We start from the raw sequence: 15,460 nt of genomic DNA on the forward strand, positions 1-15,460 counted from the left end.
TGATGTTGCTGGACGCTGTAGCTATTCAATAAAAATAAGGAGTTAGCTATGTTGAGTCGTCATGGGATCCGTTCCCTGTGCTGTGCCGCCCTGACCGCCGCAATGTTCGCAGGCTCGTCGGCTTCGTGGGCCGAAGAGGTCAAGATCGGTTTTCTGGTCAAGCAGGCTGAAGAGCCCTGGTTCCAGACCGAGTGGGCCTTTGCCGAGAAGGCCGGCAAGGACAAAGGCTTCAAGGTCATCAAGATCGCTGTGCCCGACGGCGAGAAAACCCTTTCGGCCATCGACAGCCTGGCCGCCAATGGGGTCAAGGGCTTCGTCATCTGCCCCCCTGACGTTGCGCTAGGCCCGGCCATCGTCGCCAAGGCCAAACTCAATGACATGAAAGTAATGGCCGTCGACGATCGCTTCGTCGATGCCAAGGGCAACTTCATGGAGGACGTGCCGTACCTGGGCATGGCCGCCTTCGAAGTCGGCGAGAAGCAGGGCATGGCCATGGCCGGCGAAGCCAAGAAGCGTGGCTGGGACTGGAAAGACACCTACGCCATCATCAATACCTACAACGAGCTGGATACCGGCAAGAAGCGCACCGACGGCTCGGTCAAGGCGCTGAAGGCTGCGGGCCTGCCGACCGAGCACATTCTGTTCGCCGCGCAGAAGACCCTCGACGTACCCGGCAGCATGGACGCTACCAACTCCACGCTGGTCAAGCTGCCGTCAGGCGCCAAGAATCTGATCATCGGCGGCATGAACGACAACACCGTGCTGGGTGGCGTGCGCGCTACCGAAAGTGCGGGGTTCGCCGCAGCCAACGTGATCGGCATCGGCATCAACGGCACCGATGCCATCGGCGAGCTGAAGAAAGCCAACAGCGGCTTTTTCGGCTCCATGCTGCCCAGCCCCCATACCGAAGGCTACAACACGGCAAGCATGATGTTCGAGTGGGTCACCACCGGCAAGGAGCCGCCCAAGTACACCGCCATGGACGACGTGACCCTGATCACCCGCGAGAACTTCAAGCAGGAACTGGAAAAGATCGGTTTGTGGAACTGATCCGACCCATGGCCTCTGCCCCGGCAGAGGCTGATTCTTCACGGCCTGCCGTGATGCCTGCTCTGGAGTTGTATCCATGCGTGTAGAGTCATTGCGTTTCAACGGTATCGGCAAGAATTTTCCAGGCGTGCGCGCACTGTCGGACATCAGCTTCGAAGTGAGCCCGGGCAGCGTGCATGCCCTGATGGGCGAAAACGGTGCCGGCAAGTCCACCTTGTTGAAGATCCTGGGCGGTGCCTACCAGCCCAGCACGGGCAGCCTGCAGATTGGCAGCCAGACCCTGGTGTTCAAGTCCGCCGCCGAGAGCATCGGCAGCGGCGTGGCCGTGATTCACCAGGAGCTGCACCTGGTGCCGGAAATGAGCGTGGCGGAAAACCTGCTGCTGGGCCACATGCCAGCGCGTTTCGGCCTGATCGATCGCAGCGCCATGCTGCGCCGTGCCGGCGAGCTGCTCGCCGGTCTGGCCGACGAGATCGATCCGCGCCAGCGCTTGGGCAGTCTGTCCCTGGGCCAGCGGCAGTTGGTCGAGATTGCCAAGGCGATGTCGCGCAATGCCCATGTGATCGCCTTCGACGAGCCGACCAGTAGCTTGTCGGCACGGGAAATCGACCGGCTGATGACGATCATTGCCAAGCTGCGCGACGAGGGCAGGGTGGTCCTCTATGTCTCCCACCGCATGGAGGAGATTTTCCGCATCTGCGACGCCGTCACGGTGTTCAAGGATGGCCGCTACGTGCGCACTTTCGACGACATGGCCGAGTTGACCCACGACCAGTTGGTGACCTGCATGGTCGGCCGCGATATCCAGGACATCTACAACTACCGTCCTCGCCCTCATCAGGGCCAGGCACTGCGCGTCGAGGGCTTGCTGGGGCCGGGTCTGCACGAGCCGGTCAGTTTCAGCGTCGCCAAGGGTGAAGTGCTGGGCTTCTTCGGCCTGGTGGGCGCAGGCCGCACCGAGCTGTTGCGCCTGCTGTCCGGATTGGCCGCCAGCAAGGCAGGCAGCCTCACCCTCGATGGGCGTTCGCTGACCCTGGCCAACCCGCGCGACGCCATCGCCGCGGGCATTCTATTGTGCCCCGAGGATCGCAAGAAGGAAGGCATCGTACCCCTGGCCAGTGTGGCCGAAAACATCAACATCGGCGCCCGCGACCGCCATCTCACCCTGGGCTGCCTGGTGCAGGGCCCGTGGGAAAAGGAGAACGCCGCGCGCCAGATCAAGGCGCTGAACATCAAGACCCCGTCCGCCGAGCAGCCGATCATGTACCTCTCCGGCGGCAACCAGCAGAAGGCCATCCTCGGTCGCTGGCTGTCGATGCCGATGAAGGTCTTGTTGCTCGACGAACCCACACGCGGCATCGACATCGGTGCCAAGGCCGAGATCTACCAGATCATTCACGGCCTGGCCGCCGATGGTATCGCGGTGATCGTGGTGTCCAGCGACCTGATGGAAGTGATCGGCATCAGCGATCGAATCCTGGTCATGAGTGAAGGTGCGTTGACCGGCGAAGTGCTGCGCGAGCAGGCGCAGGAATCCAGGTTGCTGCAATTGGCACTGCCGCGCACTCGCGGCTGAACAATAACAACAGAGGTGCTTATGTCTACGCAAAACACACTGCCGGCCCCCCGCCAGGGTCTCAACCTGCGTCGCTTTCTGGACGAGTGGGTGATGCTGCTCGCCGCGCTGGCGATCTTCGTGCTGTGCACGATGTTCATCGACAACTTCCTCTCGCCATTGAACATGCGTGGGCTGGGCCTGGCCATTTCGACCACCGGCATTGCGGCCTGCACCATGCTCTACTGCCTGGCGTCCGGACATTTCGACCTGTCCGTGGGTTCGGTGATTGCATGCGCCGGGGTCATCGCGGCGGTGGTGATGCGCGACACCGAAAGCGTGCTGCTGGGCGTGGGCGCGGCCTTGCTGATGGGGCTGGTGGTTGGCCTGATCAACGGCATCGTCATCGCCAAGTTGCGCATCAATGCCTTGATCGCGACCCTGGCGACGATGCAGATCGTGCGCGGCCTGGCCTATATCTTTTCCAATGGCAAGGCGGTCGGGGTCATGCAGGAGGACTTCTTCATCTTCGGCAATGGCCAGTTGATGGGCGTGCCGGTGCCGATCCTGATCACCATCGTCTGCTTCATCTTCTTCGGTTGGTTGCTCAACTACACCACCTATGGACGCAACACCATGGCAATCGGTGGCAACCAGGAAGCGGCGCTGCTGGCGGGTGTGCACGTGGATCGCACCAAGATCATCATCTTTGCCGTGCACGGTGTGATCGGTGCGCTGGCCGGTGTGGTACTGGCGTCGCGGATGACCTCGGGCCAGCCGATGATCGGCCAGGGCTTCGAATTGACGGTGATCTCGGCGTGTGTGCTGGGTGGGGTGTCGCTGGCCGGGGGCATCGGCATGATTCGCCACGTGATTGCCGGCGTGCTGATTCTGGCGATCATCGAGAACGCGATGAACCTGAAGAATATCGACACGTTCTATCAGTACGTGATTCGCGGGACGATTCTGCTGATCGCGGTGATCATCGATCGCTTGAAGCGGCGCTGATCTGCGGGGGGCTTTCGCGGCCGATGACCGCTCCTACAGGGGAATGCATATCTGTAGGAGCGGTCATCGGCCGCGAATAGGCGCTACCCAATTGCATATGTGATCGGGTTCAGACCACCATCGACAACAGCAGGATGAAGATCAGGCCGACAACGGACAGGATGGTTTCCATCACGGTCCAGGTCTTCAGGGTTTCGGTCACGGTCATGTTGAAGTACTGCTTGACCAGCCAGAAACCCGCGTCGTTGACGTGGGACAGGATCACCGAGCCGGCGCCGGTGGCCAGCACCAGCAGCTCACGGTTGACGCCGGGCATCATGCCGATGACCGGGGCGACGATACCGGCACCGGTGATGGTCGCGACCGTTGCCGAGCCTGTGGCAACGCGAATCACCGCAGCCACCAGCCACGCCAGCAGAATCGGATTGACCTCGGCCTGCACGGCCATCTGGCCGATGATGTTGCCCACACCGGTATCCACCAGCATCTGCTTGAAACCACCGCCAGCGCCGACGATCAGCACGATGGCCGCAGTCGGGGCCAGGCTCTGGTCCAGCAGCTTCATGATCTTCGAACGATCGAAACCGCGCGCCACACCAAAGGTGTAGAAGGCCAGCAACAGGGCCGCGAGCAGCGCGGTGATCGGGTGGCCGATGAAGTCCATCCACTGGCGGAACAGGTTCTCTGCCGGCAAGGCCACGTCGGCGAAGGTCTTGAGCATCATCAGGAACACGGGCAGCAGGATGGTGATCAGGGTCACCGCGAAGCTGGGCAGGTTTTGGTTGTCCGACTCCTTGGCAATCTGGTCCATCAGCTCCTTGGAAGGGTTGCCCGGAATGTACTTGGAGATGAACGAGCCGAAGATCGGGCCGGCGATCATCGCAGTGGGCAGGCCGACGATCAGGCCGTAGAGAATGGTTTTGCCGATATCGGCGTTGAAGATGCCGATCGCCAGCAACGGACCCGGATGCGGCGGCACCAGGCCGTGGACCACCGAAAGACCGGCAAGCAGCGGGATGCCGATCTTCACCAGCGACACGCCGGAACGGCGGGCGACGATGAACACCAGCGGGATCAGCAGCACGAAGCCGATCTCGAAGAACAGCGGGATGCCCACCAGAAATGCGGAGAACATCATTGCCCAGTGGATGCGCTTGACCCCGAACTTGCGGATCAGGGTTTGCGCGATCTGGTCGGCGCCGCCCGAATCGGCCATCAGTTTGCCGAGCATGGTGCCCAGCGCAAGGATGATGCCGACGAATCCAAGCACTCCGCCAAAGCCGTCCTGGAAGGACTTCATGACCTTGACCACCGGCAAACCGGACGTCAGGCCGAGGAAGATCGCCGCAATGGTGAGTGCGACGAAGGGGTGGACCTTGAACTGGGTGATAAGCACGATCAGACCAATGATGGTGACCAGTGCATCGAGCAGCAAGTAAGTGTCGTGAGCTAAGCCAAACATAAAGGTTTGCCTCGTGTTGTCGTTGTTGTGGGCGCAACGGTTGTGGTTGGGGACATCAGGCACTGCTGCGCGGGATGCTCAGACAGCGCTGTCTTCGAGTGCTGATCAAGCCAGCGTGGAAGCGCCGTGCTCGACCAGCCAGTGTTCCACCTGCTGCGCCAGGTCCACGATGGGAGTGGTGGCGTCCAGGTCCAGGGTCAGGGGTTCGCCGGTCGGCGGTTCCAGTGCAGCGAACTGGCTGTCGATGAGGCTGGCCGGCATGAAGTGGCCGGGCCGATGGGCGACGCGGTTGGCGGCTTCTTCGCGGGTCAGTGCGAGAAACACGAAGCCCAGGCCAGGCACGGCGTCGCGCAGGGTCTTGCGATACTTGAGCTTGAGCGCCGAGCAGGTCAATACGGGGCGTTGCCCGGACTCGATGCAGGCACGCATTTCCTCGCCCAGACGCACCAGCCAACCGGCGCGGTCGTTGTCGTCGAGGGGGTGGCCGGCGCTCATCTTGGCGATGTTGGCTTCGGGATGAAAGCTGTCGCCTTCGATCAGGCGGCCGCCGCTGCGGCCAACGATGGCGGCACCGACGCTGCTCTTGCCGCAGCCGGATACTCCCATCACCACCAAAGCGTTCAGAGGGGCATTCATCAAGTCACTCCTGCTGGGGCCGGCCGTTCGTGGATACGGCGCCCTCATCTTATTGATCTTGTCAAAGCAGTCTGGTGCAGCCTGCGGTAATAGCAAGGCACAAATCATTATTGCTCTGGATTCGAGACAGCGCTACCTTACCTCAACTCTTTTTCATTGCAAGTAGATAACAACAAGAATCATGGCGCGAATCGGTTCACGCGCAACTGGCCTTCCCACCCTGGCCGAAGTTGCCAAACTTTCAGGTGTTTCCCCCATTACGGCTTCACGCGCATTGCGCGGGGTGTCGACGGTCGCTCCACAATTGGCCACCAAGGTGCTGGAGGCCGCGCAGACCCTGGGCTATGTGGTCAACCCGGCGGCACGCGCGCTGGCCTCGGCGCAGAGCCAGTCGGTGGTGGTGCTCATTCCCTCGCTGTCCAACCATTTGTTCATCGACACGCTGGAAGCCATCCATGAAGTGATGCGCCCGCGCGGGCTGGAAGTACTGATCGGTAACTACCACTACGATGTCGACGAAGAAGAAAACCTCATTCGCAACTACCTGGCCTACAAGCCGGGCGGCATCCTGCTGACGGGCATGAGCCGCACCGAGCGTGCGCATGCCATGTTGCACAACAGTGGTGTGCCGTGCGTGCACATGATGGAGTTGGGCGCCAGCGGCGGGCGTGCCTGTGTCGGCTTTTCCCAGGAGCAGGCCGGAAGCGTGGCGGCGCAGCATCTGCTGGACGCCGGGCGCCGACGCCTGGGCTATGTGGCCGCACAGCTCGACCCGCGTGTGATGCAGCGCGCCGAAGGATTCAGGGCGGCGCTGGAGAGGGCGGGGGTGCATGATCCCCAACTCGAGGTGCTGTGCCCGCAGCCTTCGTCGATCGGCTTGGGCGGCGAGTTGTTCGCTGACCTGATGCAGCGTCATCCAGATGTCGACGGGGTGTTCTTCTGCAACGACGACCTGGCTCAGGGCGCCATCTACGAGGCCCAGCGCTTGGGCATCGCCATTCCGGGACGAGTGGGCATGGTGGGCTTCAACGATCTGCCGGGTTCGGCGCATCTGGTACCGCGCCTGACCTCGATCCGTACCCCGCGCGCCGAGATCGGCCGCAAGGCCGCGCAGATGTTACTGGACAGCATGGCTGGCAAGAGTGACAGCGCCCAGGCAATCGACCTCGGCTTCGAGCTGGTCGTACGCGAAACCTGACCGGGCGTCCCTGATGCCCTGCGGTGATGCCGGACGCGGCTTGCGCCGCTGCTACAGGGGATCGCGGTGCTTCTGTAGCAGCGGCGCGAGCCGCGTCGGCGGTGGGAGCGGTGTGCCTGATGCCACGCGGTGATGCTGGACGCGGCTTGCGCCGCTGCTACAGGGGATCGCGGTGCTTCTGTAGCAGCGGCGCGAGCCGCGTCGGCGGTGGGAGCGGTGTGTCTGATGCCACGCGGTGATGCCGGACGCGGCTTGCGCCGCTGCTACAGGGGATCGCGGTGCCTCTGTAGCAGCGGCGCGAGCCGCGTCTGGGTTCAGCGCGTTACTCGTTCCTGGCCAGGGCTGTGGTTGAACAGGCGTTTGTATTCCCGGCTGAACTGCGAGGTGCTCTGGTAACCCACGCGCAACGCGACCTGGTTGACGTTCATTGCATCCGCGACCAGCAGCGCGCGGGCCTTGAGCAGGCGCAGGCGCTTGATGTACTGCACGGGCGAGGCCAGCGTATTGCGCTTGAAATGCTCGTGAAACGTCGAAGCACTCATGTTCGCCCGTCGCGCCAGGTCGTCGACTTGCAGCGGCTGCTCGTAATGCGCGTGCAGCCAGGACAGCGCGCCGGCGATACGTGCGAATTGCCCTTGCTGTTCGACCAGCGCGCGCAGCACATGCCCATTGGGACCGCGCAGTGCGGTGTAAAGCACCTCGCGCAACCGGGCCTGCGCCATGGCCAGGCGCTCCTGGGGATCGTGCAGGCACTGCAGCAGCCGTTCCACCGCGCCGCGCATGGCGTCGTCCAGCGCTACGGCAGTCATCGACTCGGTGGTCTGTGCCTGGCTCGGGCCGGGCTCCATGGCCAGCACCAGTTCACCCAACAGCGTTCGATCGATCGGGATAGATACACCGAGCAGGGGCAACTGCTCGCTGGCGAAGGTCTCGCACTCGAACGGCACCGGCAGTGCCTGTATCAGGTAGTGGCCCGCACCGTATTCCAGGGTGCGCTCGCCCAGGTACGCCAGTTTGCTGCCCTGGGCGATCACCATCAGGCTCGGTTCGTAGATCTGCGCGGTCCGCGCGACGTGGCTGCGGCACGAAACCACGCGCAGGCCGTCGATGGCCGTCGGGATCCAGTCATCGGCAATGGCCAGCGGGCGAATCAGCTGTACCAGGCGGGCGTTGGCGTCGAGATGTTTGGTCAGGCTCATGGGATACCACGGATCAGGCATGAAATCTGTCGCGGATGATCGCACGTTCGGGCCCCGTTTGCGGGGTGCTCGGAGGAATGGGCATTCATTGCGCAGGATCGGACATGGCCGCAGGCGCGCGGGAAAGCCACAATCTAAGCCTGATCATTTTTCGTTTCGAGAGGTTTACCATGTCCAAGGCACTCGGCTACGCCGCGCTTTCGCCCACCACGCCCCTGGCGCCCTTGAGCTTCGAACGTCGCGCCTTGCGCCCTGACGATGTCAGCATCGAAATCCAGTATTGCGGCGTCTGCCACTCTGACCTGCACCAGGCCCGCAACGACTGGGGCATTGCGGTGTACCCACTGGTACCGGGCCACGAAATCGTCGGCCGCGTGGTTGCCGTCGGTTCCCAGGTGCAGAAGTACGCCGTGGGCGACCGCGTCGGCGTGGGCTGCATGGTCGACTCGTGCCAGCATTGCGATGCCTGCCACGCGGACCTGGAGCAGTACTGCCTGGAAGGCCCGACCATGACCTACGCTACGCCTGATCGCGTCGATGGCAGCAACACCATGGGCGGTTATTCCGACAGTATCGTGGTCAGCGAGAATTTCGTGGTGCGCATTCCCGACGGCCTCGACCCGGCCAACGCCGCGCCGATCCTGTGCGCCGGGATCACCACCTATTCGCCGCTCAAGCATTACGGCGTCAAGCCGGGTGACAAGGTCGGCATTCTGGGCATGGGTGGCCTGGGCCACATGGGCATCAAGTTCGCCAAGGCGCTGGGCGCCGAAGTGACCCTGTTCACCCGTTCGGCGAGCAAGGCTGCCGAGGGCCGTCGCCAAGGTGCGGACCATGTGATCGTATCGACCGATGCCGAGCAGATGAAGGCCGCCGCCGAGACCTTCGACTTCCTGCTCGACACCATTCCGGTGCCGCACGACCTGAATCCCTACCTGGAAACCCTGCGTTTCGACGGTGTGCACATTCTGGTCGGGCTGATCCAGCCGGTAGATCCCGCTCTGCATGCGGCCAACCTGGTGCTCAAGCGCCGCGTTCTGGCCGGTTCGTTGATCGGTGGTATCAAGGAAACCCAGGAAGTCCTGGATTTCTGCGCCGAGCACGACATCACCTGCGATATCGAGATGCTGGACATCAAGAACATCAACGAGGCGTTCGAGCGCATGCACGCCGGTGACGTGAAGTACCGCTTCGTGATCGACATGGCCACCCTCAAGGCCTGATACGGCAGGGCATAACCTGTGTAGGAGCGGTCCTTGGCCGCGAACCAGGCGCTGCGGTATGTCAGTCAATCCGCGGTGTGCTTTTCGCGGCCGCCGACCGCTCCTACGGATGCGAGGTCACCTGTAGGAGCGGCGTGAGGCCGCAAAACGGGCGCTGCGGTGTGTCGGTCAATCCGCGGTGTGCTTTTCGCGGCCGCTGACCGCTCCTACGGATACGAGGTCACCTGTAGGAGCGGCTTGAGGCCGCGAAACGGGCGCTGCGGTGTGTCGGTCAATCCGCGGTGTGCTTTTCGCGGCCGCTGACCGCTCCTACGGATACGAGGTTACCTGTAGGTGCTGTCCTTGGCCGCGAACCGGGCGCTGCGGTATCGCGCTGCTACTTTATGCAACCATTCCTGCGCGCCAGCCTCAAAGCTGCAATCCGTGCCAGGAACATCCCCGATGTCTTCATCTTCCGCCCGACCGTTGCGCATCGGTGTGCTGACGCACATCAAACACCCCATTCGCCAACCGTTCGCCGGCGGCCTGGAAGCGTTCACCCACGATGTGACATCCGGGCTGATGCAACGCGGCCATGACGTCACGCTGTTCGCCAGCTCGTCCAGCGATCCGGCGCTCAACATTGTCCCGGTGTGGGATGACACCACCTACAAGGACGGTCGACGGGCCTGCCTGAGCTCCGAGTACATCGAGGAGCATCACGCCTACCTCAAAGCGATGCAGAACATCGACGACCGCCGCTTCGACGTCATCTTCAACAACAGCCTGCACTATGTGCCTGCGACCATGGCCTCGATGATTCGCACGCCGATGTTGACGGTGCTGCACACACCACCCTTCTTCGAATTGATCAACGCCTACAGCGGCGAGCGCCGCGCCGGGCACTTCGCAACCATCTCCGAAGCCAACGCACGGCAGTGGAAAGAGGTCGTTCCCGAGTGCCATGTCATCCCCAACGGCATCGACCTGCAGCTATGGTCGCCGCGCGCGGCACCGCTCGAGCATGCCATCTGGTTCGGGCGGCTGGTGCCGGACAAGGGCGCGCACCTGGCCATGGACGCCGCGAAACTGGCCGGCGTACCGCTGCGCCTGGCCGGTCAGGCGGTCGACCCGCGTTACTTCAAGGAGCAGATCCAGCCGCGCTTGAATGACCAGTGCCAGTACCTTGGCCACTTGGGCCGTGACGAACTGGCCATCGAGCTGGCCAGCGCGTCCGCCGCCTTGGTCACCCCGTGCTGGGAAGAGCCCTTCGGCCTGGTCGTGGCAGAAGCCCTGGCCTGCGGCACACCGGTAGCGGCCTTCGCCCGCGGCGCGGTAGGCGATCTGCTGACCGACGCAACCGGTGCGCTGGCCGCAGGCGGCGACGTCGAAGGCCTGGCACACGCTTTGCGCCTGGCCCGGCGCAAGTCACGCCTGGCCTGCCGCCTGCATGCCGAGAGCCAGTGGAGCCACGAGGTCATGCTCGACCGTTACGACGCGCTGTTGCGGCAGGTGGCCGACGCCGGTGCCTGAGCGCGCACAGGTCGGCTACTACGTGCATCACCACGGCTCCGGCCATGGCATGCGCGCCCTGGCCATCGCCCGGCACATGGACTGCGACGTCACGTTGATCGGCTCGCGGTTGCCCGACGCCGACTACTCCTCGACGATCAAGGCCCTGCAGTTGCCCGCCGACACTGCGCCCGGCATGCATGTGGAGAGCTTTCCCGCGCTGCATTACGCGCCCTTGGCCGTGGACGGGCTGCGCGAACGCATGGGGCTTCTGGCCGACTGGATGCGTAGCGCCTGGCCGTGTCTGCTGGTGGTCGATGTATCCGTGGAAGTGGCGATGCTGACGCGCCTGTTCGGCGTACCGTGCGTGTACATGCGCCAGCACGGCGAACGTACCGACCCGGCCCATCTGCAGGCCTATGCATCGGCCTCACGCTTGCTTGCGCCATACCCGGCCTCGATGGAGTGCAGCCAGATGCCCGACTGGGTGCTGGCCAAGACCGACCACTGCGGTTGGGTGTCCCGCTACAGCCAGCAAAGCAGCGCTCACGTGGCGCCTGGGCATGGCGCGGTGCTGGTGATCACCGGGCAGGGTGGCACGGCCTTCACCGTCGACTCACTGATCGCCATTGCCAGACGCTGCCCCGACGATCGGTTTCGTGTAGCCGGACCGCTGCCCGCCAGTGACCTGCCGCTGCCGGGAAACCTGACGCTGCTGGGGCACCTGGCCGACCCCTTGCCGGAACTGCTGCGTGCCGAGATCGTGGTAGGCAGTGCCGGGGACAATGTGGTCGCCGAGGTCGCGCATCTGGGTGGGCGTTTGATCGCCATTGCCGAGCAGCGCCCGTTCGATGAGCAACGCCTGCAGGCGTTGCAGCTCGAAAGGTTGGGCGTGGCACTGGGTGTGCTCGGTGTGCCGGCTGCAGATCAGTGGCCGGCTCTACTGCAGAGGGCTCGGCACCTGCCCGGTCGCCGCGGCTGGCAGGCATTGCTCAACGACAATGCCGCAGCCGACGCCGCTCGGATCGTTGTGGGTACGCTGCACAGTCATTTCGGATCGAGCTGATGGAGGGCTGGCGCGCTCAGCCTGCCTTGAGCGCCAGCGGCGGAATGAACGCCTCGAGCTCGGCTTCCACCGCCTCGATGATGCGCTCGACGTCCGCGGCATTCATGACCGTTGCACAAGGCAGCCCGGCGATGGCCAACAGGGTTTCGCCGCTGCTGCGGTCGAACAGCCTGGCCACCATGCTGCTGGGCGCATCCATATTGCCCTCGAAGCCCATGGGGTGAAAGTGCCAGCGCATCACCTGGCAAGCGTTCGGAAATGTCATCTTGTTCATCGCGCCCACCTGTTGCAGCCGCACGTGGCAGGGCAGGCCATCGGAATGGATAGCCTGTGGAATATTAAAAGTAGCACCACCTGGATGACAGCTGTGCGCTTTGCCACGAATACCGGGCGATTTCATGAAGTTTCATGATCTGCGTCAGTTTTTGCAGGACGCAAGCCCCGTGGCGTCCGCTTTGCCGACCACCGCGTCGCAGCCTCCGGGCTTGAGCATGATGGTCAGCAGCGCCGAGAGCAGCAGCGCCCCGCTCATCAACAGGTAGGAAGCGCCCGGGTTGCCGGTGCTGGCGTTCAGATAGCCAACCAGGTAGGACCCGGCGAACGAGCCCAGGGCGCCCATGCTGTTGATCAGCGCCATGGCACCACCGGCCACGTTGGCGGGAAGGATCTCCGGCACGATGGCAAAGAACGGACCATAGGGCGCGTACATGCACGCTCCGGCGATCACCAGCAGTGCATAGGACCACCAGAAATGCTCGCTGCCCAGCGCGTACGAGCCGTAGAACGCCAGTGCCGCCAGCAGCAGCGGTGGCCAGACGAAGCGCTTGCGCCGTTGCATACGGTCGGAAAACCAGCTCACCACCAGCATGCCGATCACCGCCGCCAGGTAGGGCAGGGAAGACAGCCAGCCAGCCTCGATCATGTCCATCTGCGCGCCCTGCTTGAGAATCGACGGCAGCCACAGCACAAAGCCGTACACGCCTACGCTCCACAGGAAGAACTGCAACGACAGGGTGATGACCTTGCCCGAACGGAAGGCTTCGGCGTAGTTCTTCACCGGCTTCATGCCCACCTGTTCGGCGGCCAGGGCCTGTTGCAGGTCGTCTTTTTCCTGCTGGCTGAGCCACTTCGCCTGGGCGGGTCGATCATCGGCCAGGCGCCACCAGATGAATGCCCAGATGACGGCGGGCAATCCTTCGATGATGAACATCCAGCGCCAGCTGTAATGCTGGATCAGGTAGCCGGACACCACCGACATCCACAGCATCGTCACCGGGTTGCCCAGTATCAGGAAAGTGTTGGCCCGCGAGCGTTCCGCGCGGGTGAACCAATGGCACAGGTACACCAGCATCGCGGGCATGACCACGGCTTCGACGACGCCGAGCATGAAGCGGATCACGATCAGCCAGTAGGCGCTGGAGACGACACCGGTCAAGGTCGCCAGGCTGCCCCAGAGGATCAGGCTGACGAAGATCAACTGCTTGACACTGTGCTTCTGCGCATAGATCGCGCCGGGGACCTGGAAGAAGAAGTAACCCAGGAAGAACAGGGCGCCGAGCAGCGAGGACAGCCCCGGCGTTATGTTCAGGTCGGCGGCCATGCCCGAGGCTGCGGCGAAACCGTAGTTGGCCCGGTCCAGGTAGGCCAGGCTGTAGGTGATGAAGACGATCGGCATGATGTACCACCAGCGACGGCTGGCGAGTTTCACGGTGTGGCTGTGCATGGTCTGACTCCTGAGCATTTTGTAATTGTCGCAACAGGTAGGGCGTTTTGATTCATGGGTGCAGGGCGCAACGTTTTGCGGGTGTCTTTTTTGCGTGCGTCAGTGGCTTTCGTCCTCGATCAGCGCTGCGCGCGTCGGCAGGCCTTCCATGTCGCCCGGGCTCTGTACAGCCAGGCTGCCGATCCAGTTGCCGCGGGCGGCGGCCTGGGCCAGGTCGCGGCCTTCTAGCAGGGCACTGATGACGCCCACGGCGAAGCCGTCACCCGCGCCGACCGTATCCACCACCTTGGCCACGGGGCGGCTGGCTACGTAGCCTTGTTGCTCGGCGCTGCAATAGAACGCGCCGTCCGCGCCCAGCTTGATCACCACCGCTTGCACACCCTGGTCGAGATAGAAACGGGCTATGTCTTCGCAGCGTTCGTGTCCGGTCAGCAGCTGCCCTTCGGCCAGGCCCGGCAATACCCAGCCGGCCAGCGCAGCGAAGCTGTTGATCTGCTCGATCATGTGCGCCTGGCTGGGCCACAGCGACGGGCGCAGGTTAGGGTCGAACGAGACGCTCCGGCCTGCCGAACGCATGGCTGCCATCAAGCCACGGGTCAACGCATTCATGCTCGGCGACAGCGCCGGGGCGATGCCGGTGGCATGCAGGTGGCGGGCATCGAGCAGACGTGCAGGCACATCGCCAATGCCCATATGGCTGGCCGCCGATCCGCGGCGAAAGTATTCGACCGTGGGGTCGCGGCCATCGTCCTGCAGCGACTTGAACTGGAACCCGGTGGGGTGCTGTGAATCCACGCCGACATGGCTGCAATCCAGCCCTTCGCGTTGCAACGCGGCGACGATGAAGCGACCGAGCGAGTCGTTGCCCACTCGGCTCAGCCAGGCGACGTTGAAGCCCAGCCGCGACAGGCCGATGGCGACGTTGTTGTCGGCACCGGCAATGCGTTTGCGGAAGCGCTCGACTTCGGCCAGTTCGCCGGTCTGCTCGGCGACGAACATGGCCATGGTTTCGCCGAAACTCAGCACATCGAACTCAGCCATGGGCCACCTCCTGCGCGGCCTGGCCAAGGCGTGCGAGGGTCGCCACCTGTGCCTTGGCGACAGCCAGCAGGTCGCTGCCCTGCAACGGGTACTCGATGGCCCGCACCAGGCCTGGTGCCATGTGGCCGAGCAGGCGCGCCCACTGATGCAGGTCGGTCAGCTCGGGCGGCGTGGCGACCAGCTTGCCGGTCGTGGTGCGTTGTACGGCCTTGCAGTGAATGTATTCGACGAAACGGCCCAACTGCTGCGCAGCGCTCGAAACCGACTGTTGCTGCCATTGCCAGTTGCCGATGTCGAAGGTCATGCCCACCGGCACGCCTTGCCTGGCTATCGCAGTGAAGAAGTCGACCAGCGGCTCGATCCGCCCACCGTGGGCAGTCTGGTCGTTCTCGATCAGTAGGCGCACGGGTTGATCGCGCAACTGATCATGCAGCAGGTGCAAGTCGCTGGCAGTGGAGTGAAAACCCAGCGAGACCTTGAGCCAGATCGCGCTGCACGCGGCCGCGCGAGCGAGCGCCAGTTGCAGCTGCGGATTGGGCGCGGCCTGGCCGGGCTGCCACAGTTCGAGCGGCGAGGAATAGACGCAGGTGAGTTCTTGCGCGGCGATCGCACTGCGCAGGGAGGGCGCATCGAAGTCATCGAACAGCTCCTCGCGCAGTTCGATATGGCTGGCGCCGGTCTGGGCAACCAGCGGTGCCAGGCTGGCCTGGCCCTGTGTACGAACATGGTCCGCGCCGAAGCTGGAAAGGCTGATGGAGACGGGATAGGGATGCATTGTTATTGTCCTCTGAAACCGGTTTCAATTTTA

Annotated in this window: 14 protein-coding genes; 7 read left to right on the forward strand and 7 right to left on the reverse strand. The window is 63.5% G+C overall.

All coding sequences use genetic code 11. The features are described 5' to 3' along the window. Positions 1-48: 48 nt before the first annotated feature. From IFT44_RS01670 to araH, 3 genes are all read left to right on the forward strand, one after another. Entirely contained in the window at positions 49-1,050 is a 1,002-nt protein-coding gene (locus IFT44_RS01670; protein ID WP_122477021.1) for a substrate-binding domain-containing protein, read from the forward strand. Positions 1,051-1,126: 76 nt separating this feature from the next. Then, a complete protein-coding gene (gene araG, locus IFT44_RS01675) occupies positions 1,127-2,626 on the forward strand; it encodes an L-arabinose ABC transporter ATP-binding protein AraG (protein WP_192175297.1) in 1,500 nt (499 codons plus the stop codon). Between the two features lie 21 nt (positions 2,627-2,647). Beyond that, positions 2,648-3,613, forward strand: a complete 966-nt coding sequence (gene araH / locus IFT44_RS01680; RefSeq protein WP_122477025.1) for an L-arabinose ABC transporter permease AraH — start codon at positions 2,648-2,650, stop codon at positions 3,611-3,613. 109 nt (positions 3,614-3,722) lie between these two features. On the opposite strand, the gene IFT44_RS01685 is transcribed toward araH, so the two are convergent. Both IFT44_RS01685 and IFT44_RS01690 read right to left on the reverse strand, forming a co-directional pair. Beyond that, on the reverse strand, positions 3,723-5,075 hold the full coding sequence (locus IFT44_RS01685) for a GntP family permease (RefSeq protein WP_122477027.1): 1,353 nt from the start codon (positions 5,073-5,075) through the stop codon (positions 3,723-3,725). A gap of 105 nt (positions 5,076-5,180) precedes the next feature. Continuing rightward, positions 5,181-5,711, reverse strand: coding sequence for a gluconokinase (locus tag IFT44_RS01690; RefSeq protein WP_122477029.1), 531 nt, complete (start codon positions 5,709-5,711; stop codon positions 5,181-5,183). 181 nt (positions 5,712-5,892) lie between these two features. On the opposite strand from IFT44_RS01690, the gene IFT44_RS01695 reads away from it, so the two are divergent. Next, positions 5,893-6,909 carry a LacI family DNA-binding transcriptional regulator gene (locus IFT44_RS01695; protein WP_192136766.1) on the forward strand — a complete coding sequence of 339 codons (1,017 nt, stop codon included), beginning with the start codon at positions 5,893-5,895 and terminating at the stop codon, positions 6,907-6,909. A gap of 314 nt (positions 6,910-7,223) precedes the next feature. Here IFT44_RS01695 and IFT44_RS01700 read toward each other — a convergent pair whose 3' ends face one another. Then, a complete protein-coding gene (locus IFT44_RS01700; RefSeq protein ID WP_122478229.1) occupies positions 7,224-8,108 on the reverse strand; it encodes an AraC family transcriptional regulator in 885 nt (294 codons plus the stop codon). Between the two features lie 170 nt (positions 8,109-8,278). On the opposite strand from IFT44_RS01700, the gene IFT44_RS01705 reads away from it, so the two are divergent. From IFT44_RS01705 to IFT44_RS01715, 3 genes are all read left to right on the forward strand, one after another. After that, positions 8,279-9,331: an NAD(P)-dependent alcohol dehydrogenase gene (locus IFT44_RS01705; protein ID WP_185793405.1), complete on the forward strand. Its 1,053-nt coding sequence runs from the start codon at positions 8,279-8,281 to the stop codon at positions 9,329-9,331. A gap of 441 nt (positions 9,332-9,772) precedes the next feature. Further along, on the forward strand, positions 9,773-10,843 hold the full coding sequence (locus IFT44_RS01710) for a glycosyltransferase family 4 protein (protein ID WP_240998779.1): 1,071 nt from the start codon (positions 9,773-9,775) through the stop codon (positions 10,841-10,843). Then, entirely contained in the window at positions 10,836-11,888 is a 1,053-nt protein-coding gene (locus IFT44_RS01715) for a hypothetical protein (RefSeq protein ID WP_192175298.1), read from the forward strand. The genes IFT44_RS01710 and IFT44_RS01715 overlap by 8 nt, the downstream gene beginning before the upstream one ends. Positions 11,889-11,904: 16 nt before the next feature. Here IFT44_RS01715 and IFT44_RS01720 read toward each other — a convergent pair whose 3' ends face one another. The 4 genes from IFT44_RS01720 to IFT44_RS01735 form a co-directional block, all read right to left on the reverse strand. Further along, a complete protein-coding gene (locus IFT44_RS01720; protein ID WP_122478290.1) occupies positions 11,905-12,180 on the reverse strand; it encodes a DUF1652 domain-containing protein in 276 nt (91 codons plus the stop codon). 126 nt (positions 12,181-12,306) lie between these two features. Then, on the reverse strand, positions 12,307-13,611 hold the full coding sequence (locus IFT44_RS01725; protein ID WP_122478224.1) for an MFS transporter: 1,305 nt from the start codon (positions 13,609-13,611) through the stop codon (positions 12,307-12,309). Positions 13,612-13,710: 99 nt separating this feature from the next. Continuing rightward, positions 13,711-14,652 (reverse strand): sugar kinase, encoded by a 942-nt coding sequence (locus tag IFT44_RS01730; RefSeq protein WP_192175299.1) that lies wholly within the window; start codon positions 14,650-14,652, stop codon positions 13,711-13,713. Then, positions 14,645-15,427: a TIM barrel protein gene (locus IFT44_RS01735; RefSeq protein WP_122478221.1), complete on the reverse strand. Its 783-nt coding sequence runs from the start codon at positions 15,425-15,427 to the stop codon at positions 14,645-14,647. Before IFT44_RS01735 ends, IFT44_RS01730 begins: the two co-directional genes overlap by 8 nt. Positions 15,428-15,460 lie beyond the last annotated feature (33 nt).

The organism is Pseudomonas sp. CFBP 13710, assembly GCF_014842235.1.
Lineage (GTDB): Bacteria > Pseudomonadota > Gammaproteobacteria > Pseudomonadales > Pseudomonadaceae > Aquipseudomonas > Aquipseudomonas baltica.